Source organism: Streptomyces sp. NBC_00057, assembly GCF_045041165.1.
GTDB lineage: Bacteria > Actinomycetota > Actinomycetes > Streptomycetales > Streptomycetaceae > Streptomyces.
Window position 1 is genome coordinate 9,109,190 of sequence record NZ_CP108256.1, and the last position, 19,660, is coordinate 9,128,849.

The 19,660-nt window shown below is 67.2% G+C and carries 11 protein-coding genes and 1 pseudogene; 6 read left to right on the forward strand and 6 right to left on the reverse strand.

The window, feature by feature from the left end:
- Position 1: 1 nt before the first annotated feature.
- Positions 2-3,535 (reverse strand): hypothetical protein, encoded by a 3,534-nt coding sequence (locus OG953_RS43215; RefSeq protein WP_405681774.1) that lies wholly within the window; start codon positions 3,533-3,535, stop codon positions 2-4.
- Between the two features lie 197 nt (positions 3,536-3,732).
- Between OG953_RS43215 and OG953_RS43220 the strand changes: the two genes are divergently transcribed.
- The 4 genes from OG953_RS43220 (at position 3,733) to OG953_RS43235 (ending at position 8,937) form a co-directional block, all read left to right on the forward strand.
- On the forward strand, positions 3,733-4,413 hold the full coding sequence (locus OG953_RS43220; RefSeq protein WP_405681773.1) for a DUF6308 family protein: 681 nt from the start codon (positions 3,733-3,735) through the stop codon (positions 4,411-4,413).
- Between the two features lie 119 nt (positions 4,414-4,532).
- Positions 4,533-5,771, forward strand: a complete 1,239-nt coding sequence (locus tag OG953_RS43225; protein WP_405681772.1) for a tyrosine-type recombinase/integrase — start codon at positions 4,533-4,535, stop codon at positions 5,769-5,771.
- Positions 5,768-8,362, forward strand: a complete 2,595-nt coding sequence (locus OG953_RS43230) for a tyrosine-type recombinase/integrase (protein ID WP_405681770.1) — start codon at positions 5,768-5,770, stop codon at positions 8,360-8,362. The genes OG953_RS43225 and OG953_RS43230 overlap by 4 nt, the downstream gene beginning before the upstream one ends.
- Positions 8,359-8,937: a DUF6262 family protein gene (locus OG953_RS43235; RefSeq protein WP_405681769.1), complete on the forward strand. Its 579-nt coding sequence runs from the start codon at positions 8,359-8,361 to the stop codon at positions 8,935-8,937. Before OG953_RS43230 ends, OG953_RS43235 begins: the two co-directional genes overlap by 4 nt.
- Positions 8,938-8,981: 44 nt before the next feature.
- Here the strand turns inward: OG953_RS43235 and OG953_RS43240 are convergent.
- Positions 8,982-9,188: pseudogene (locus tag OG953_RS43240) on the reverse strand (helicase associated domain-containing protein); the annotation flags it as partial.
- Between the two features lie 670 nt (positions 9,189-9,858).
- On the opposite strand from OG953_RS43240, the gene OG953_RS43245 reads away from it, so the two are divergent.
- On the forward strand, positions 9,859-10,938 hold the full coding sequence (locus tag OG953_RS43245) for a MerR family transcriptional regulator (protein ID WP_405681767.1): 1,080 nt from the start codon (positions 9,859-9,861) through the stop codon (positions 10,936-10,938).
- A 310-nt stretch (positions 10,939-11,248) separates the two neighbouring features.
- On the opposite strand, the gene OG953_RS43250 is transcribed toward OG953_RS43245, so the two are convergent.
- Genes OG953_RS43250 through OG953_RS43260 form a run of 3 tightly spaced genes read right to left on the reverse strand, consistent with a single transcriptional unit; the run spans position 11,249 to position 14,582 of the window.
- Positions 11,249-12,292, reverse strand: coding sequence for a hypothetical protein (locus OG953_RS43250; protein WP_405681766.1), 1,044 nt, complete (start codon positions 12,290-12,292; stop codon positions 11,249-11,251).
- Positions 12,292-13,068: an AAA family ATPase gene (locus tag OG953_RS43255; protein WP_405681765.1), complete on the reverse strand. Its 777-nt coding sequence runs from the start codon at positions 13,066-13,068 to the stop codon at positions 12,292-12,294. Before OG953_RS43255 ends, OG953_RS43250 begins: the two co-directional genes overlap by 1 nt.
- Positions 13,068-14,582, reverse strand: a complete 1,515-nt coding sequence (locus tag OG953_RS43260; RefSeq protein WP_405691526.1) for a Mu transposase C-terminal domain-containing protein — start codon at positions 14,580-14,582, stop codon at positions 13,068-13,070. The genes OG953_RS43255 and OG953_RS43260 overlap by 1 nt, the downstream gene beginning before the upstream one ends.
- 717 nt (positions 14,583-15,299) lie before the next feature.
- Here OG953_RS43260 and OG953_RS43265 point away from each other — a divergent pair.
- Positions 15,300-16,262: a D-alanyl-D-alanine carboxypeptidase family protein gene (locus tag OG953_RS43265; protein ID WP_405681763.1), complete on the forward strand. Its 963-nt coding sequence runs from the start codon at positions 15,300-15,302 to the stop codon at positions 16,260-16,262.
- A 380-nt stretch (positions 16,263-16,642) separates the two neighbouring features.
- Here OG953_RS43265 and OG953_RS43270 read toward each other — a convergent pair whose 3' ends face one another.
- Positions 16,643-19,129 carry a Helicase associated domain protein gene (locus tag OG953_RS43270; RefSeq protein ID WP_405691525.1) on the reverse strand — a complete coding sequence of 829 codons (2,487 nt, stop codon included), beginning with the start codon at positions 19,127-19,129 and terminating at the stop codon, positions 16,643-16,645.
- Positions 19,130-19,660 lie beyond the last annotated feature (531 nt).

Sequence of the window (19,660 nt, forward strand, 5' to 3'; positions counted from 1 at the left end):
GTCAGAGCTGCTCGGATACTGCCTCTGGCCAGGACCAGGTGCCGGTGGGTCGCCCGTCAGGGTTCCGTCCGTAGCGGTAGCTGGCTCGAGTGCTGGGTGGAGCAAGACGAAGGAAAGTCGTGAACAGCCCTGCGTTTGCTATTCGGTGTAGGAGGTCGTCGCTTTCGGGCAAGCCGTGAGCCGTGTGTAGTTGGTACACCAGCTCTGCGTCGCGCTCGTTGGGCACAATAGGAGCGGCTGAGCACGCGCGCAGCAAGTTGGTGATGTGCTGGTTGACGGCAGAGTGGTTCAGGGCCTGCAGTACGCGCAGTAACTGGGCCAGGCTACGGGCTTGACGGGGATTCCCGTGGACGGCGATGTTACGGCTCATGAGGCGGTCGATGGCCTCAGGAACGGCAGCTTGCTGAAGTTGCGTCAGCAGTTGCGCCACTGCTGCTGGGTCATTCAGGGGGAAGTGGGCTGCGGCTCGCAGTGCCAGGTCGCGAGCGGTGCAGTGAGCGTTGAGGCGACGTAGTTCGTGGACGAGGTCATACAAGCCGACCGGGTCGGTGAGATCCACCTGGCTGATCGGGTCGCGCCGCAGGAGGGCACCGACGGTCTCGTGTGCCAAGAGGTGTTCCAGCTCGCGCAGCAGGGTGCTCAGCGCTTTCGGATCACCGAGCTGCACGCTGTCGCCGGGGCGGCGGTTGAGCAGGATTTCGGCGGCGGTGTGATGGCGGGTGTTCTCCCTGAAGGCGCGCAGGGCAGCAGCGACGATCGCCGGATCGGTGAGAGGTAGCGCTTCAGCTATGCGGCGCGCGAGGATCTCGAGGGGGCCGAAGGCCCGGACCTGCTTCAAGACGGGCAGCAGGCGGAGCGCGTCAGTCGGCGACGCCAGGGCGGCCTGTTGGGCAGGGTTCAATGACAGCAGAACTCTAATCGCTGTTTTCTGCCCGGCTTCCTTCAGCTGGCGCAACGTGTCCGCGACCGCTTTGGGGTCCTTGATCGTGCTGTCGGCCGCTGTGCGCTCAGCCAGAGCCCGAGCGGCCTGTGAGTCGGCAGTTTGCAGCGCTTTGAGGAGACTGGTGACGGGGCCGGGATAGCTGGCCGGTAGGTTTTGCAGCAGCGCAGCGATGACCTCGGGTGGTGCCGGGGCGAGTAGTAGTTCGTTCAGCAGGGAGGCCACTGCTCCTGCTTCGGTGAGGTCAAGGCACGACATATCGGTGCGCTCGAGCAAGACGCGGGCTGCCCAGGGAGCTTCTGCTCTGCGGAGGGCCTTCAACAGGCCCGCGAGCGTCCGAGGATCGTCCAGCGGCTCGTGTGCGGCAGCGCGACTCGCCAGTTTGCGTATGGCATCAGTCTCGCCGGCGTTGCGCAGGGTGCGCAGCAGGGAGGCTACGGCATCGGCATGTGTGGTCGGCACTCCCTCGGCGGCTCTGTGAGCCAGACCGTGGAGGACGGGTCGTGCTGCTTCCTCAGGTATCTGGTGGAGCTGATGCAGTAGTGCGGCGAGGCCTTTCGGATCGTGCAGAGCGGTCTGGCTGACGAGGCTGCGGCTTAACAGAGTGCCGCGCGCAGAGATCGGCAGCTCCCGGAGCAGGACTGCCAGGACGCGAGGGTTGTCCAGCGGCGCATGACGGGCCACCCAGTCAACGACACGCTGCCCGCCGACAGGCACGGCAACCGCTCCGTCCCCCAGACGGCGGGCGGCCTGGACGCTGCCCGCCTGTACGGCCCGGCGATACAGGCCAGCTGCCATCCGGTACAGCCCCCGGGTCCGTGCAGCCTCGGCCAGGCGGGTGAGATCCTGCGGATCGCCGACGTGATCGGTGAAGGCTTCCCACAGCGCGGCAGGGCCCAGACATCCCTGGCGATGAAGCCGGGCGTGCTGGTCGAGGTATTCGTCGGGTTCATAGTCGGCTAGCGGGCTCCCGGAGCGCGTCCGGACCTCGTACATGGCTGTCAGCGCACGGTTGACGTCAGTGCGGGTACCATCCTGGCGCTCGCCAGCGCAGACCGCGCGCAGCGCGGTACTCGCCCAGTTAGGATCCCCTGGCCGCTGCCTGTCGGTGAGGTAGCCGTCGGCGGCTGCGGTGATCAGCGCCAGCGGCAGTGGCTCATGATGGCCGAGACGCCGAGCATCGATTGCCGCCGTGAGCACTGCGAACTCCGTCGGCCGGAACAGATTTCCGCTTGTATAGGCGTCCACCAGCTCCGGGCCGAGCGTCAGGCGCTGCAGCACGCGGCCATCATCGCTGCCCGCGTCCAGCGCGTACACCACGCGATCAGAATCTTCGGCCTCTCGTGCCAGATCCCGCAATGTCTGCTGCTCCCGGGCGGTGAGGTGATCGGGTACTCGGATCCGCTTGGTGTGTGGGCTGCTGAGCAGGTGCCGGACTTGGGCATAGGCTCCAGGCGATCCTGACGAAGTGGCGTAGGTGTCCCAGTACTCGGCCCATAAGGTGCCCACCGCCAGCAGCCCCGGACCTTGGCTGAGAGTCTCCTCCAGCAGCACGGCAGCCCGGGAGCCCATCTCCCCGTCCAAGAAGCGCTGCGCCTCATCCAGCCAAAGCACCGTTCGCACAGGCAGCGGCGGCCCCGACAACAGTTCCACCAAGTCCTGTGCCCTGTTTGGCCGCGCCACCGACCATTGCGGGGCCATCCGCAACAGCGCCTCATACACCGTCCGTGTCTTTCCCGTCGTCGACTCGCCTGTCAGCACAGCGAACACTGAGGCGTGGCCAGCTACTGCGGGTTCCAACGCGTCACGCAGCTCCACGTCGTGTGCGCGCATCATGTACGGCGTCAACTCCGGCGTCGACTGGCGTGGCTGCCTCCCCGGTGAAGCAGAAATGGAGTGCACTCGCAGTTTCAGAGGATCACACGCCTCTACCGATGACCAGTCAGAACCGCGCGGCGCCTGGCCTCCGGCAACCGCAAATGAATGCTTTGCGGCACCACTCGCGGCAGGCAGGTCCTCGGCGGTCAGAGGACGGCAGAACACTTCCATGGTCGCTGGACCGAAGTAGCGGCGCACAAGATGCGGCACTTTGTGCAAGATATCTGACAGCTGCTGTCGTCCCCACAGATCGATTACCAGGTCGCTGTGCCGCTTCCGCAGGACTACGAGCTCCTCATCGATCTTGGTGTCGGCGACGCTGGCGGTGGTCACCACGACAAGGCGGTGCGCTCCGAAGGGGCGGCGTCCACCGGCGTAGGAGGATACCGCTTTGCGCAGGTCAGCAGTGGTGAAGGTTGTGTAGCGCTTAGCTTGGTACACCGACGTAGGCTTGCCGTCAAAGAACGCTACGACATCGATGCCCTGCTGATCCTGGCCAGGCCGCCCGTACAGCCGGGCTTCCTTCGCCTGCTCAACCTCGAGAGCCAGCGCCGCCACCAGATGCTCAACCGCTTCCCAAGCGAGTTCGTGCGTGTTGAGCAGCAGGGGCGCGGTGGTGGGCAGGGGAGAAGGCAACCGCGCTGCAGAGGACGCCAGAGGACGATCCGGTCCCAGAATCTCCCAGCCTTCGTCCTGCTCGGCCTTGACGCTATCCACCCCGGCATCTCCTGTTTCCACCCAGCAAGAAATATCATCCACGCTCCGCGCCTGGCGCGCTGTCGGCGACTTCCGCCTGCGGTGAAAAAGCGTGTGAGGGGGCCGAGTTGATAAAGCTGACCACTGCAGGCGAATCGGATAGTCATGGCCACTGAGCAGTTCACCGCCCGCCCGATGCCGTCCAGGAACCGGAGCCGATGATGTCCCCGGTTGATCTTCCGAAGCCGTTCGCGGAACGGCTGCGCGCCTTCATCGCCGATCCTCAGGCCGTCGTGGATCTGCGGCGTTACTTCGGTATCGGTCTGCCGCCCGGAGCGGCGGCGTTCACCGGTAGCCGGTTCGAGCATTTGGCGGGTGGGGGAGATCGGCCGGAGGTCGCCGACCGGATCATGGCGGAGGACCTGATCGCGGTGCAGACGCTGTCGGTGACCGTTCCGGCGCCTGTCGCGCTGGACATCTTGGAGGGCCCACTCGGCGCGCAGCTGTCCGGTCTGCTGCACGCCATTCCCAGGGACATCGACATGACTGATGCCGATATATCGGTCTTGGCCGACGGCTCGCCGGCGGACCAGGCCTGGCAACTGCTCGAAGATCAGCCCGATGTCGGCTGGGTGATCGCGGGGAAGCTCCTGGCCCGTAAGCGTCCGCGGCTGCTGCCTGTCTACGACAAGGTGGTGCGCTGCGCTCTGGGCCGCCCGCGTCCTTCGTTCTGGCTTGCCCTGTATGCCGCGCTGCGCGAGGACGACCGCGCCCTGCACCGCCAGTTGCTCGCGCTGCGCCAGGTCGCGGGGGTGCCGGAGGCGGTGAGTGCGCTGCGGGTATGCGATGTGGCGGTGTGGATGGGGCACCGGGCGGAGGGTCACGCCTGTCCTCGCTGACTTCGGCAGCGAAGGCGCCCCTGCGGCGTTCTGGCGTGTGAGGGTGACGGACTTTACCAACTGTCGCTGGGGTGTGTGGGACGTTCGCGTGGAGTGGTCCGTGGGGGCGGGGGAGGGGTGTGGACTCGGAGCTTGGGGTGCCGCCACCGGGGCGGTTCCCGGTTCGGAGGGGGCGGGCGCTGGTGGGTGGCCGGTTGCTGGTGGGCGAGTTGCGGGTGCAGGAGATCGTCCGCGCCGGCGGGCGGGTCTGTTACACGGTCGTGGACACGGACTGTTCGGTGGTGGGGGAGGCGGACAGGTTCCTGCGTACCTGCGCGGCGGGCACGGACCGTACGTACGCGTACGTGCTGGTGGATCATCTGCGGTGGCTGCGGTTCGCGGGCCTGGACACGGGGTCGGTGTCGCTTGAGGATCTGCTGCACTACATGGCGGCCCTCGGAGCGGATTATCCGGGGCCGTTCGGGTTGCCGTGGCGGCCGGGGAAGCGCCCCTACGGGCACAGCGCGTTGAAAACCGCGGCGGCCTGCCTGAAAGGCTTCTACCTCCGCCTGGGCACCCACGGCTTGAACCCCGCACTGGCGGAGGCGCTGCGCGTGACCCGGTTGCCGACGCGGGCTGACCGGCGGCGGGCGATGCTCGGGCACGTCCTGCACAGCATGCCCGCGAACCCTCTGGCACCGGCGGAGCGGATGCGTCGGCACCCGAAGATGCTCCCCGAGGGCGCCCGGGAGCTCTTGTCGGAGGCGGTGTCGTGCGCGCGGGACCGGATGGTGGTCACGTGGCTGGCCGACGGCGGTTTCCGGATCGGTGAGTTGTGCGGGCTGCGTCTGGTCGACCTGCACCTGCGGGAGCAGGCCGCGTGTGGTCAGTGCCGGGGGCCGCATGTGCACATCTGTCACCGTGAGGACAACGCCAACCGGGCCCGGGTCAAGACCAAGGCACCCTGGACGTCGCAGGACGGCACTGTGTGCGGCGGGACGGTGCGCCGGGTGAGTCCGGCGATGATTCACACCTACTTCGAGTACATCACCACCCAGTACCCCGCCCAGACCGCTCACGGCATGCTCCTGGTCAGCCTGCACGGCCCCACCCGGGGCCAACCATGGACCACGGCCGCGGCCCGCGGCATGCTGCGCCGGGCCGCAGCCCGTCTGGAGATCGGCCGGGTGGTCCCGCACGCTTTCCGGCACAGCTTCGCCACTGCGGTGCTGGACGCCGCACGGGGCAACGCGGTGATCGCGCGGGATGCCGGCGGCTGGGCCTCGGCGTCGACCGTTGAGCAGGTCTACGGCCACATGGACGTCCATGACCCGGTCTTCACCGCGGCGCTTCAGCAGGTGTGGGGGACACGGCCGTGATTCCTCTGACTCTGCTGCCCGGCCGCACGGACACCACCCGCATCGGCCGTGACCGGCTCGAACTGCTCACAGCTCTCATCGCTGCTCCCGCATTCGACCCGCTCTTCCGCGACGCCCTGATCTTCATTCCGCCTCAGCATCCGGTCTACGCCTGGCAGTGTGCCGTTGACGGCTGCCTTCGCATCCGCCGGGTCAGTCACAACCTGTGTAACACGCACAACCTGGAGTGGGAGCAGGCCGAGCGGACGGGCGAGAGCAAGCGCGCCTTCATGGACGCGGCCACCGCTCTGCCCGCCGCGCGGGGAGTGGACTACGGCCGGTGCCTGATCTGTCCCGACCGCCCGGCGATCAGTCCCACCACCCGGCTGTGCCAGCAGCACCAGACCAGGTGGCAGTACGGCGAGGCCGCCGACATGGACCAAGACTGGTTCGAGTCCTGGGCCCGTACACAGCACCCGCTTCCCGGCTTTGGCCTGTGCCGGGCGCGGTGCCCGTTCCTGGCCTGCACCTCCCTGGGGCTGTGTCTGCAGCACCTGAACCGGTACAAGATCGACAACCGCCCGGGAGCGGCCCGGTCGCGCAACTCCCGCGGCCCCCTCAGGGACGGCCGGCCGCTCCCGGTGACCTATGGCGACGAGAAGGCATTCCGCACCTGGTGTGCCACTGCGGAGCCGGTCACGCAGCCAGGACTGGTCAACCTCCACTGCCTTCCTCCGCTGCTGCGGGCCGAGATCCAGTGGGGCCTGCACGCCCACGCCCAGTCCGCACAGCACTCCGAGTGGACCACCAACGGCATCAGGAATCTCGTCAGATACTGCTGGCGAGGCGGCATCACGTCCCTGATGGACCTGCACGACGAAGGCTACAAAGACCTGACGCGCAAACAGATGGACTCCGAAGTCCGCAAGATCATCTGGGAGATCGTCAACGGTCTGCGCTGCGTCTACTACAGCCCCTCCGACACCAAGGACGCCGGCTTCCTGGAGACCGATCACTTCGGACGACGTTTCAAGAACGCCCAGAGCCACTACGACATCACCACCGTCCCCCAGCGGTGGCTGCGCGACCTGCTCTGGGACCACCTCGCCGAGTGGCTCCGTTCCCCACAGTGCCCCCGCACCCGAGGACCCTTCGACCAGATGCGCCGCGCCGCCGTCGAACTGGGCGTCTTCCTCCAAGCCGACGCCCCCGACGCAGGCCACGACCCCACCGTGCTGCGCCGTGAACACGCCGAGCGGTTCGTCGCCGACCAGCGCCACCGCGCCCGCCATGGCCTGCCGTCCCTGGGCATGGTCCTGGTCGACGGACGGTCTCCCACCGTCACCGACCTGAGCTGCCAATTCGTCTTCAACGGGGCACGCAAGCTGCTCTACAGCGCCATCACCGCCGGCCACGCCGAGCGCCTCGGCATCGACACCGGCTTCCTGACCGCCATCCCCTTCGGGGGGACCGGCCTCAAACAGCGCTCCCGCAACCCCTTCAGCGACGACGTCGCCCGCGCGCTGACCGACGAGACCAACCTGCGCCGCCTGGAGGAACTCGACCTCAACGACCGCGGACTGCGGGACATCTGGGAGACCATCGTCGCCACCGGGCGCCGCTGCAGTGAGGTCGTGGGACTGCGCCTGGACTGCATCGGCCGCTACCGCGGCCTGGCCATGCTGTGGCACGACCAGACCAAGGTCGGCAACTACAACGAGGGCATCCGCATCCCCGAGCCCATCTATCACCGCCTCGACGCCCGCCGCACCATGACACTCCAGCTCTTCGAAAGGCGCTACGGCCGCACCCCATCAGTCGCCGAACGCCCTGGCCTGGCCCTGTTCCCCTCCCGCATCCGCAACCCCAACGGCCGGCAGCCGATCTCCTACGGACACTTCAACCAGCGCTTCAGGACCTGGATCGCCGACCTCGACCTCGGCGGCGCGTACGTCGCCCACCAGGCCCGCCACACCCTGGCCACCAACCTGCTGCGCGCCGGCGCCACGCTCACCCACATCCGCCGTTACCTCGGCCAGCTCTCCGAACGCATGGCCGAGCACTACGTGAAGATCACCAACAGCGACCTCGAAGACGTCCTGAACACCGTCTGGGTGGCCGGGCCCGGCGCACCCAACCCAGGCGAACTCCTCTCCGGCGACACCGCGCCCATGGACCGCGAGACAGCCCTCGGACTGGCCCTGGACCTCTCCCGCCGCAGCACCCCCGCCGACGGGGGATTCTGCACCTACCAACCCGTCGTCGACGGCGAATCCTGCCCCTGGAAACTCGACTGCGAGAACTGCGACAACTTCGTCCTCTCCGGCGCAGACCTCCTCTACTGGCGACGCAAAGCCGAACAGTGGCGCTCCATCGCGGAAAACGCCCCCGACGACGCCACCGCCGACTACCTCCACACCGTCTTCGAACCCACAGCCAAGGCCATCAAAGGACTCGAACAGGCCTTGGCTGCTCTCGGCATTCTCGACGAGGCCCTCATCCTCGACCTGCGGCGCCCTCAGGACTACTTCCACCGAACCTGGAGCACCGCTTTCCGCGCCCGAGACCTCGCAGCACTACAGGCCCCCGACGACGCCGCAGGGCAGCCATGAGTACTTCCCGCACCGACGCCGCCGTCCGAGCCCGCCGCCAAACCACTCAGGAGATGCTCGAACGCCTCCGGACCGCCTTGGCGGCCATGGCGCGCGACCATAGGCCTGTCACCGTCGCAGCCGTTGCCCGTACCGCCCGCGTCTCACGTACCTTCCTTTATCAAAACCAGCAGGCCAGAGCCCTGATCGAGCAGGCCACCGGCACAAGCAGACACCACCCCGGAGTCTCCAACAGCGGCAGCCGCGTACAGCCCGCCTGGAAGGAACGTGCACTCAACGCCGAAGACGCACTCGCCCAAGCCCAGCGCGAAATCCGCACCCAGCGCACCCACATCGCAGAACTTCTCGGCAAGATCCGCGACCTCGAACACGATCTCCCCGAAGGCTCACTTCAGCGCATCGTCACGGAGAACACCACGCTGAAGCACCACATACGACAGCTCACCCAGGACAACCAGCAGGTTCAAGAGCGCCTGACCAGCGCACGCCAGAACAACCGCTTCATGGACAAACGCATTGCCGACCTTGAAGCCCAACTCGCCCCGTACCTCACCACCCCGCCTGCGCGCCCCTGACCCAGCCTCGGACCATCGTCAAAGGGGGATTTCGCCAACGGCCGTCAGATCCAGTCGATGCCCAGTTCCCGTAGTGCGTTCCGCTGCTCGGGGGTGAGTTTGTCGCGCCGGCTCTTGGTGTTGGAGACCCAGACTCCGAGCTTCACGACCACCGGCTCCGTCTCGCCGTCGACCGCGATCTCCTCGGCGTGCCCGCGCGGCACCGGCCGGTCTGCGCCTTCCCGTCTGACCCACTGCGTGAGGGCCGCCTGATGATCTGCGATTTTTTGGCGGTGGTGGTTCGGCATTGTGATGTCAGTGCGGTAGCTGCGGTGTTTGTGCTGTTCAGATGGTCGCGGTGAGTAGTTCGGGTGGTGACACAGTTGCCGATTTCGTGCTGACGTTTTTGGTGATGATGCGGGTCGGTTTGTTGCCGGTCGGTACAGCATAGGTGTGTTGTTGCTGGTCAGGGCTGTGCTGGCAGGGGGTGGGTGCTGAGAGTTGGGGACGGGTGTCCTGTCTCTGTGAGGTGTAGGCAGTCCCGCTTTTCTGTAGGCGTGTACGGCTCTGTCTCGGTCATGTGTAGGCACAGCGACGACCTCCACGTCGTCACACAGGCCATCGCCGAATTCCACCGCCGCTTCCCGGTACAGGCGCCCCTCCGAGGCACCAGCCGCACATGGCTCAGCATGACCACCGAGGCCACAGCAAGACAGATCGAGGCCCTCCTGAACCCTCCGAGAGACACAACCCGCGTCCACGGCCAGTTGAGACATCGAGGCCCATCGACAGATCGGCGTCCTCGACTGATCACTCAGCCCCCGAGCGAGTGGGAGACCATCTGACCGAGCCGAACAGGACTCCTGGTTGACCTTCACCTTGGGGGAGGCCACAGCATCGGTGAGGCCGGGTGACGTGCTCGGCATGAGGAGGAGAGCGGGCATGGGGTTGCTGACCATCGGGACGTTCGCGACGGCGTCCCGGCTGTCGCCGAAGGCGCTGCGTCTTTACGACGAGCTCGGGCTGCTGACCCCCGCTCGTGTCGACCCGGTGAGCGGCTATCGCCTCTACGCACCGGAACAGCTGGATCAAGCCCGGCTGGTCGCCTGGCTCCGGCGCCTGGGGATGCCCCTGGCCCGCATCCAGCACGTCTGCACGTTGGAGGCAGGCCCGGCAGCCCGGGAGGTTCGTGCGTTCTGGGCCCAGGTTGAGGCCGACATCGCCGCGCGGCGGGACCTCGCTTCTTTCCTCATCGACCATCTGTCCTGGAAGGACCCCGCCATGTCTCCGACCGCCAAGCCCCTGGGAATCCGTTACGCCGCTCTTTCCGACACGGGCCTGGTCCGTGAGAGCAACCAGGACACCGCCTATGCCAGCTCCCGCCTGCTCGCCGTCGCCGACGGCTTCGGCAGCCAAGGAGCCCCCGCAAGCGCCGCCGCCGTCGACGCGCTCAAGCGCCTCGAAACCGACGGCATCCCGGCAGGCGATCTCCTCAACGTCCTCGAAGACGCCATCGAACAGGCCAAACAGGCCGTCAACGGCGTTACTGGACCCGGCTCATCACCCGGAGAGGCCGGCACCACACTCACCGCGATGCTCTGGACCGGCTCACAGCTGGCCCTCGTCCACATCGGCGACTCCCGCGTCTACCTCCTGCGCGACGGAGAACTGTTCCAGATCACCCACGATCACACCATGGTGCAGTCGATGGTCGACGAAGGACGTATCAGCCCGGAGGAGGCCGTCTCCCACCCCCAGCGGTCCCTGTTGATTCGGACCTTGGGCCACGGGGCCGATGGCACCCCCGACATGCGCCTGCACGACGCCCAGCTGGAAGACCGATACCTGCTCTGCTCCGACGGCCTGTCGACCGCCGTGCCGACGGACGAGATCCACCGGGTGCTCTCCGAGATCCGTGAGCCCGAGCAGGCGGTCCGCGAGCTCATCGCCCTCGCCAACGGCTCCGGCGGCCCCGACAACGTCAGCTGCGTGGTCGCCGACGTCATGGAGCTCCAGCAGTAGGAGGGAGCGGCATGCACTTCGAGTTACACCAGATCCGCTCTCAGAAACTCATCCGTGAAGCCGACGAGTACCGACTCGCCCAACAAGCCAGGAGAGCCAAGCCGGCTCCCCAAGTCATGGCAGCCAGCACCTCGCGACCGACTCCACGGCGCCTGCTGGCCTGGCTCCGCGGGTGAACAACCACGCTGCCTACGGTTGAGCGGGACACCAACCGCCAACTCGTCCCGCACAACCGTAGGCACCGCAGGTCAGAGCCTCACCCTGCCCACAGTTATCTGGGACAGGACAACGGGGCGGCCGGTGTCGCTTTCTACGGTGTGGGCTTCAGGTGGTAGCGGATTCCTGTTGCGGTGAGGCGGAGTTGTTCGCCGTCCTGGACCGTGATGAGCGGGAAGAGCGGGCTGTCCGGGGCGCGGTCCTTGAGCTGTCCGTGAATGCCGGCGGCGCGTGCGAGGCGGCGTGTCCAGGTGGGGAGTGGGTAGAGCCGGCATCGGCGGTGGGCTGTGCTGTCGTGGATTTTGACGGTGGTCGCTGTTTCGTTGATGTCGATGCCGCGGATGAGCGCGAGCTGGTTGATGTCTGCCCCGGTGACCGCGTGGATGGCCAGGGCTGTGGCGTGCAGGGGGTGTGCCACCGTGGTCAGCCGTGCGGCGAGAACGTCTGCTGGTGTGTGGTCACGCCCTCGCGCGGACGGTGCGCTGCTCGTTGTGGGGGCGAGCTTGGGTGCGCCCTGGCACCGGGCGCGTTTCGGGCGGTTTGTCACCACGCCGTCCGACGGTGCCGGGGAGGTGATCCACTGCCCGCCGTCCTGGCGCCGAGGGGCAGGTTCGGTGGGCCGCTGCTGTCCGGCGCTTGGGGTACCGGTCGGTGAGTGTTCCGTCCGGTCCAGGGCGATACGGGCCTGGGGGAGGGTCTCGATGATGTGGTGCGGGGTTTCTTCGAGGAGCGTTCTCAGGGCAGGGGTGACCTGCCGGTGCCACAGGAGGGTGAGGCGGATACCGCACCGTTCCCGCAGGGCGAGTAGTTGTCTCTGGCGGGCGTGCGTGAGGCGGTCGGTGCGGCAGACGATGAGGTGCCCAATGTGGTGGGTGAGCACCCAGGTGGCGACGGCATCCCAGGCGGGGCGCTGGGAATCGGCCCACGTCCCGTACTTTTCTCCGCCTTGGGGGAGTCGTTTGCCCAGGGCATAGAGGAGGTCGTGGGCGAGGGCGGCGGGCGCTCCGTTGGCGGGGCTGGGGTCGACGGTCAGACGTCCCAGGGCGGGTTCGTGTGCGGCATGCGCGGCGGTCGTCCAGGCGGGGTGGTCGTCCTTGTCGTGGATGACGGTGACCGGTGGTGGACCGCCGGCTGTCACTACATGCCGCCGATCTTGCTGTAGACCCAGCGCACGAGGTCTTCGTCGACCTGTTTGAGGTTCAGTTTCTTCATGCCGGCGAGGATGTGGGTGGTGATGTTGGCCCAGTTGCGGAAGCTGCCGTGGGCGGCCTGCTTGTCGATCGCGTCGATCAACACGGTGTCCACGTCCGCCCAGACGGGGTGGAAGGCGGGAATTGTCTCCCTCACTTCGTCCTTGGACATCCGGGTGAACTCCTGCCAGATGAAGATCCGGGAGGCCAGCATCGGCTCACGGCGCAGGACCTTGTAGCAGCCGTCGCCCCCGGCGAAGATCACCGCGATGTTGGTGCGTTTGTCGTCCCACAGATGGCGCCAGAACTCGAACCCGGTCTTCTTCATCCACTGCGCCTCGTCACAGACCAGGACCCGGAACTCCTCGGCGAGCGCCTCCTTGAGGAGGGTGTCGAACTCGATCGGGCGGGCCGGCGGCTCACCCGGCAGCCCCAGCGCCTGGAAGAGACCGTGGCGGATGTCCCGGGGAGTCGGTCCGGCCCGCAGCTCCAGGCGATGGGTGATGTCCGGGGCGAGATGCCGCAGTGCTGAGTTCACCGACATCGTCTTGCCGGATCCGGCCGGCCCGTAGACGCACATCATGGCTTTCGCCTCGATGACGGCCTCGATGTTGTCCCGCGTGGTCAGCAGTGTGTCGGTGCCGACCAGCTGCGCCTGCTCCAGGCCCAGGAAGTGGTCTTCGCTCTCGTCGGGCAGCAGCCCGTAGTCCAGATCAGCGATCATCAGCCTTGGTCCTCATCAGGAGTAGGTGTGCGCGGGGGCCTCGGGCGGGCCCAGGTATCGGGCGCGGGGCCGTGCGGAACGAGACCAGGGCGGGCCAGCGCGCGGCGGTCCGTCTGCGCTGCTGCGCCCAGTTCCTCTTCGGCCTGCGCGGAGGTCGGGGAGGTGAGAGGCCTGGGCGGGGCGGCGGTGGTGGAGGCTTCGAAGCGCTGGCGGCGCAGTTTCTCCGCGGCCTTCAGATCGGCCTTGAGCCGGCGGGCGGCCGCGGTCCGTGCTGCCTGGACGGAGCGGATCTGCTCCCGGCTCGCCGCAGCGGCCAGGAACGCCGATCCGAGGTGGCGGCCGGTCGTGGCATCGAAGACTTCGATGGTGTCGTCGTGATGGGGCAGGTGCCGTACCGAGACCTTGGTGCCGGTACGGCCGTTCATCCAGGGGGCGAGGTAGTCCCGGCGGCGCCACCGCACTCCGCTGGTGCTGATCGTGTACGTACGGCCATCGTCCTCCAGGGCGAACGTCGCCAGCTGCCCTGGGGACACATCCGTGAGCGGTGTCGCGTCGGCCTGCCACGCCTCGACTGGCGTCTTGCCGTTCAACGCGGACGGGTGGTGGCGGGTGTTCCACCAGGTCACCCAGTCCAGCAGCAGCCCCACGAACGCCTCATACGTCAGAGGCGGGGCGTCGGGGTCGGCGAGCCGGCCACCGGTGAGTTTCTGACGGCCGGTGTAGCGGGGGAGGGAGACGAGGAACATCTCCTCCACCGCGTCGTTCAACGCCTCGATGGTGCCCTTCAAGTGCGGGGTATAGGCAGGCAGATCGGTCACGGGAACGGCGAGCGCACCCATTGCCGCGGTGACCGTAGCGCACAGGAACTCCTTGCCGCGGTCCATCCGGATCTGACCGGGCAGCCCGCCCACCGGACCGAACGGCTCGCTGCGGGTGATCGCGATCCGCAGGGACGCCAGCACCGCGTCTCGGCTCGGAGCGTGCGCGGTGACCGCGACTCCGGTGATCGCTTTGGTGGCGCAGTCGATGAACCAGGTCACCCACGGCGTGGCCAGCTCACCCTCCACATCCACCTCGATGGGCACATGCTTGTGGTCGCCCTCCCACGCCGCGTTGCGGTGCGTCGCCGGACGCTGCCCGAAGACGTCATGCGCGCGTCGCGCCGCTTCCCCGCTCTTGAGCCCGGCCCGCTCACCGCGGGTCAGGTCCCGGCGGATCGCCCGGTGCAACGTGGAGAGCGACGGTACTGCGGGCGCGTCCGGATCGTCGGCTGCCCGCTGCATCAGCTCGGTGTGGACCCGGGAGGCGTTACCGCCCCACAGTGCCAGCAGCCGCCGGACTTCCGTCGTGATCGTGAAATGGGACGACTCCACCCGTGCGAGGCGATGATCCTCCCGGGCAACGGCCAGCCACCGCCACACTGTCCGCTCCGACTTACCCAACGCCTGTGCCACCAGGCGCACATGCGCCGCACTTAACTCACCGCGGCTGTCGAGGTCCAGCAGCCGGGGCACTGCCGCCGCCCGCCCCGACGCCGGCGGGAACACGGCCACCGGACCGTGTACGGGATCCTCGCCACGTCTTCCGGGCATCGCGGCCCCTTCCCACGAGCATCAGGGCGGCACGAGTTGCCGCCCTGGTCTCAGGTATCCCAGTCCTTCTGCACTCGGCTGACCGGTATCGGCATACGACTGACAGCAGTCGCCACCATCCGATAAAGCCTCCTCCACGCAGGGCGCGGTAGACGAGCTGCTCGACCATGCGCTCATCGTGCGAGCGCAGCCACTGGAGCACGGCCACGAGCGGCTTGAAGCTCGCGCTGGCGACCATGCCGGTCGGGTCCTCGCCCGGCTTCAGGAAGACCGGCACGATGGTCGCGGCTACTGACGCTGTACGGCGGCACGTTAGTGCGAGCGGCCGCGAAGTACGCAATCCAGGTGAAGCCGACGCCTGCCTGGAACCGGGTCTGCCGCCAATCCGCGCCGCCCCGTTCCGAATCGGGGCGGCGCGGCGCATCCCCGCACCCGTAACGTGTTGAGATCGTTGGACCACAGTGCGCGACCGAGGTCATAGGTCCACAAGGGGGCTGCACGGCATCTCCATGGCTGTGATTCCTGTTACCCGGCTATGACATGTCGATCTCGACAACGGATATTCGTGCGCAAGTAGGTGCGCTACGCACCGATTTTCGTCACGAGCCGGCGCCCCCGCGCCGGGAGAAGGGGAGGCCCATGGGTTCGCACGCCCGTCCCAACCGCACCCACCGCACCGGAGCCCGCATCGCGACCGTCGCGCTGGTCGGCGCCGTCCTGCCGATCACCGCCGGAGGCCTCGCCGAAGCGGCGACCTCCACCGTCACGCACTTCGCGGACGACCAGAGCCAGGGCGCGCCCGCCACCAGAGACCAGGCCGCGCCCGACGTCGCCACCGACAACGCCTTCCTGCTCGACGCCCGCGACGGCAGCCAGGAGCGGGCGATGTGGGCCGGGACCAAGGCCGGCGAGAGCGTCTCGATGGCCAGCACCACCAAGATCATGACAGCGCTCGTGGTGCTCCAGCATCCGGAGTGGCTGGACCGGCAGATCACGGTGAAGCAGGAGTACCGGGACTACGTCACCGAGAACGGGGCCAGCACCGCCGACCTCCAGACGGGCGACAAGCTGACCGCCCGCCAGCTGCTGCACGCCATGCTGATCCCCTCCGGCGGCGACGCCGCGATGGCCCTCGCCGACAGCTTCGGCAACGGGGACACGCAGGAGGCGCGGATCGCCGACTTCGAGAACCAGATGAACGCGCAGGCCCAGCAGTTGCGCCTGACCGGTACGCACTTCGACTCCTTCGACGGCATCTCGCACGGCGACAACCGCAGCACCGCGCGCGACCTCGCCAAGCTCGGCCAGCGCGCGATGCTGAAGCCGGTCTTCGCCGACATCGTGAAGCTCAAGCAGTTCAAGACGGAGGCCGCGGCTGCCAACGGCCGTACCCGGTACTACACCTGGAACACCACCAACGACCTGCTGAGCACCTACGACGGCGCCCTCGGCGTCAAGACGGGCAGCGGCGCCGAGGCCGGCTACTCGCTCGTCTTCGCCGCCAAACGGGACAACCGCACCCTGGTCGGTGCGATCGTCGGCGCCGACCAGGAGGTCTTCGCCGACGCCGCCAAGATGCTCGACTGGGGCTTCACCCACTGACCGTCGCCGATCGGCCGGTCCGCTAGATGGGAGTCTTTGCTTCCGTGTCCGGGATGGTTCTCGGTTGGGTGTCCGGTCTTGGGTGCTGTGGGCCGGACCGATTCGGTTTTTTCTATGGGGTGTTGAGCGGTCATGGCTGGGCGTTGGTGTTGGACAAGCAGTGAGGATTGGCGGGTCACTGGGTGAGGATCACCTGGTCAGGGGGGTGAGGGCTCCAAGAGAGTAGGGTCTTTCGAAGCCGGACAACAACGGCATCCTCGCCCGGCTCCGCGCCCGCGCCGTGACCGGTGGGCGCCCAACCGAGCTGCGCCGGATGGCCCGAGATGAGTATGGCGATGCCCGCGCCGGACATGGTTTGTGTGGGCATCGCCATTGTTCAGTCAGGCAGCCCACTCCAGCCCGAGGTTGGCGAGGGCGGTGAGCTGGTCTTCGGTGAGGCGGTCGCGGCGGGTTTTCTGGTTGCTGAGAAATACGCCGAGGCGTACGGATGTCCCGTCGGGCATCTTTTCGACGTGCTGCCGCCCGACGACGGTCTTCCCCTCTCGCGCGATGTACTGCCGAAGGGCCGTGATGCCGCGCGTGAAGGCGTCGGAGCCCTTCGCTGCCCCTGTCTTCGCACTGGTTCGCGCTGGGGCCTTCTGGGGCCGTGCAGCCGGTTTCACGTCGAGTTCGTTCAGGCGGTGTTGCTGTTCGGTGTTGAGGCGTGCCCAGTCGCGGGCTTGCCGGGCGGTCCAGCGTCCGATGTCGTCGCCTCGGTAGGTGACGCCGGGCGTGATTTCTTCCAGCTTTCCGCCGGCCGTGAGGAGGGTGGTGAGCCCGGCCCAGTGGCGTTGCCAGTCGACGGTCCACCCCAACTGTCCGGGGTTCCAGTCCGGGTCGATCGCGGCGAGTTGCTCGGCACGCCGCGCTGCGCGTTCGGGGTCCTTCCCCAGTCCTCCGGGCCGGCGGAGGTTGGTGAGCCATTGCCCGACGGGTTTGTCCAGGGCGGTCGCGTGGCGTGGCGCGGCCAATGTGCCCGCTTCGGCGTAGTAGGCGCGGGCGGCGGCGAGGTTCTCGGCGAACTGTGTGTCGGCGGTGTCCCAGATCATGCCGAGCTCGTCCAGCTCATCTGCCCGGGTGCTGGACATGGTCCCGGCCCGGTAGGCCCTTCTCTGGTCGGACAGCCACCTGCCCAACGGGTAGGTGCCCTCGGCGTGTTCGTAGGGCACGTCCAGCGAGCCCTCCCGCTCGAAGTACCGCCGGGCGGCGTCGTACCCGCGGGCCCAGTCCTGACGCTCGGTGTCGAGGACCTGGAACTTGACCCACTTCGCGATCATCACCGGATCCCTGGGGGCCGCGAACCGGAGCAGCAGCCGCGACTCCTCCTCACCGTCTTCCGGCTCCGGACCGATACTCTGCGACGGATCAACGACCTGCTTCTGGGGCTCCTGCGGAGTAGCAAGCATTTCCACCGCACGCTCATCATGCGCCCGAAGCCCCTCAAGAACCTTCACCAAAGGGCGATACGAAGAGGAAGTGAACATGTCTTCCGGATGCTCACCCCGCGCCAAAAACACCGGCACGATCAGCGTCGCGATCTTGCCCTGACCGGGTTTCTGACGCAGTGCCCGGCCAATGGCCTGCACGATATCCACCGCTGACCCTTTCGGGTCCAACAGTGCCACGGAATCCACCGCCCGGATATCAACTCCCTCGCCCAGCACACGGCAGTTCGAGAGCACCGCACGCCCCGCCCTGCGCCCGAAGTCCCCCAGTACCTGGCGCCGGTGGTCCGCCTCATGCTCACCGCACAACCAGTCCGCCCACACACGCTCCGGGTACCGCTCCGGGTCGGACGCGTGCAGCCGCTGCGCGACCCTGGGCAGCCCCTTCGCGAACGCCGCCGCCTCTATCGTCCGATGGTGGAACGTGATCGTGGTCTGCAGCTGGTGCACCGCCATCGTCTCCAGCAACGCGGCCTGCAACGCCCCCATCCGCTCACCCCGCAGCTGCTCCTCGCGTTTCTCCTGGCCGGCCAGGCGGGCGGGGGTGACCACCGGGTCGGTCAGTTCCACCACCACGATCTGATACCGCGCCAAAAGCCCGCGGGACACCGCGGACGCCAGCGACAGCTCGTACACGACAGGCCCGTAGATTTTGGGATCGTCCATGGAACAGGCCAGTTCCTGCGGTAGCGGGTTCCGCGCGTTCTCGAAGCCGGCCTGGCGCTCCGCCCAACGGGGCCGGGGCGGCCGCTCCTTCCAGATCCTGGGGGTGGCGGTCATGTAGAGCCGGCGCATCGCGGGGATGACGTCCTGGTCGTGGATGGCCGCCCACGCCTTCCCCATCGCCCCGCTGGTTCGGTGCGCTTCGTCCACGACCACGAGGTCGAAGACGTCCATGGGAAGTCCGTACGCGCCCTCATGGGTCTCTGCGAGCACTGGCAGGGAGGCGTAGGTGGCGTAGACCGTCACGGGTCCTCGGCCGTGCCACAGCGCCAGCTGCGGAGGACTGGTCGTGGACCGCATATCGAGATTCCACAAGTGCGGGTCGTCATCCAGTGAACACACCGCCACAGCCGGGCCCGTATGCCCGGCCAAGCGCCACTCTCGCACCGTCTGGGTCAGCAGATCCAAAGTCGGCAGCAGCACGAGAACCCGCCCGTTGCGCGCGAGCCGCAACGCGGAATGCGCGGCAATGAACGTCTTTCCCGTACCGCACGCCGCCACCACCGTGGCCCGTAGCCCATTACGCGGAATTCGCTTTCCTGGCGGAATATCAAGACCACGCACCACGGCATCCACCGCTTCAATCTGATGAGGACGCAGAGGGATTTGCTTCGTATTCGGCATATCCGTACTCCAGAATTCACGAGAGCGGCCAGTCATACCTGACAGAGGGGGTAGCGGTTCCCTCGGGATGCTACACACTGCATCCTGTGATGCATCATCGTGGTGATGCGCGGACTCACTCTAGCGCAACAAGGTCTGTCGGGAGGCTTTTTCGGGTAGATTCGTCTGTGTACTGATCGTTTTTCAGGAAGTGATGGGCTGTTACGGGCAGGATCGGGCGAAGCGGTGTCTGGTTTCGTTCCGTCAGGTGGGGTCGGCCTCTCGTCTGAGGGGTGATGTGGTGTCACCAGGCTGGGGGTGTGCTGTTGTTCGGGATGCTACACAGGCCAGCAGTGATGCACCCGTATCCTGTAGCCAGCCGTTCCGGCGCAGCCGGAACAAGGGCGTGGGAGCGAAGCGGACATGCCTGCTTTTCGAATTGGAGCGCAGCGGAAATTCGCAATTCCCGTGCAGCGGGAATTGACGGCCCGCAACGCGGGCCGTTTCACTGGCTGTTGAAGCGAAGCGGAAACAGCCCGATCCGCAACGCGGATCGTTTCGCTTTCATATCGCGCAGCGATATGGTAC

What these genes read in the sequence shown, in the direction of transcription:
- OG953_RS43220 (WP_405681773.1), top strand. Translation starts at nt 3,733, where the DNA reads ATGATGTCCCCGGTTGATCTTCCGAAGCCGTTCGCGGAACGGCTGCGC.
- OG953_RS43235 (WP_405681769.1), top strand. Translation starts at nt 8,359, where the DNA reads ATGAGTACTTCCCGCACCGACGCCGCCGTCCGAGCCCGCCGCCAAACC.
- OG953_RS43245 (WP_405681767.1), top strand. Translation starts at nt 9,859, where the DNA reads ATGGGGTTGCTGACCATCGGGACGTTCGCGACGGCGTCCCGGCTGTCG.
- OG953_RS43255 (WP_405681765.1), bottom strand. Translation starts at nt 13,068, where the DNA reads ATGATCGCTGATCTGGACTACGGGCTGCTGCCCGACGAGAGCGAAGAC.
- OG953_RS43265 (WP_405681763.1), top strand. Translation starts at nt 15,300, where the DNA reads ATGGGTTCGCACGCCCGTCCCAACCGCACCCACCGCACCGGAGCCCGC.
- OG953_RS43270 (WP_405691525.1), bottom strand. Translation starts at nt 19,129, where the DNA reads ATGACTGGCCGCTCTCGTGAATTCTGGAGTACGGATATGCCGAATACG.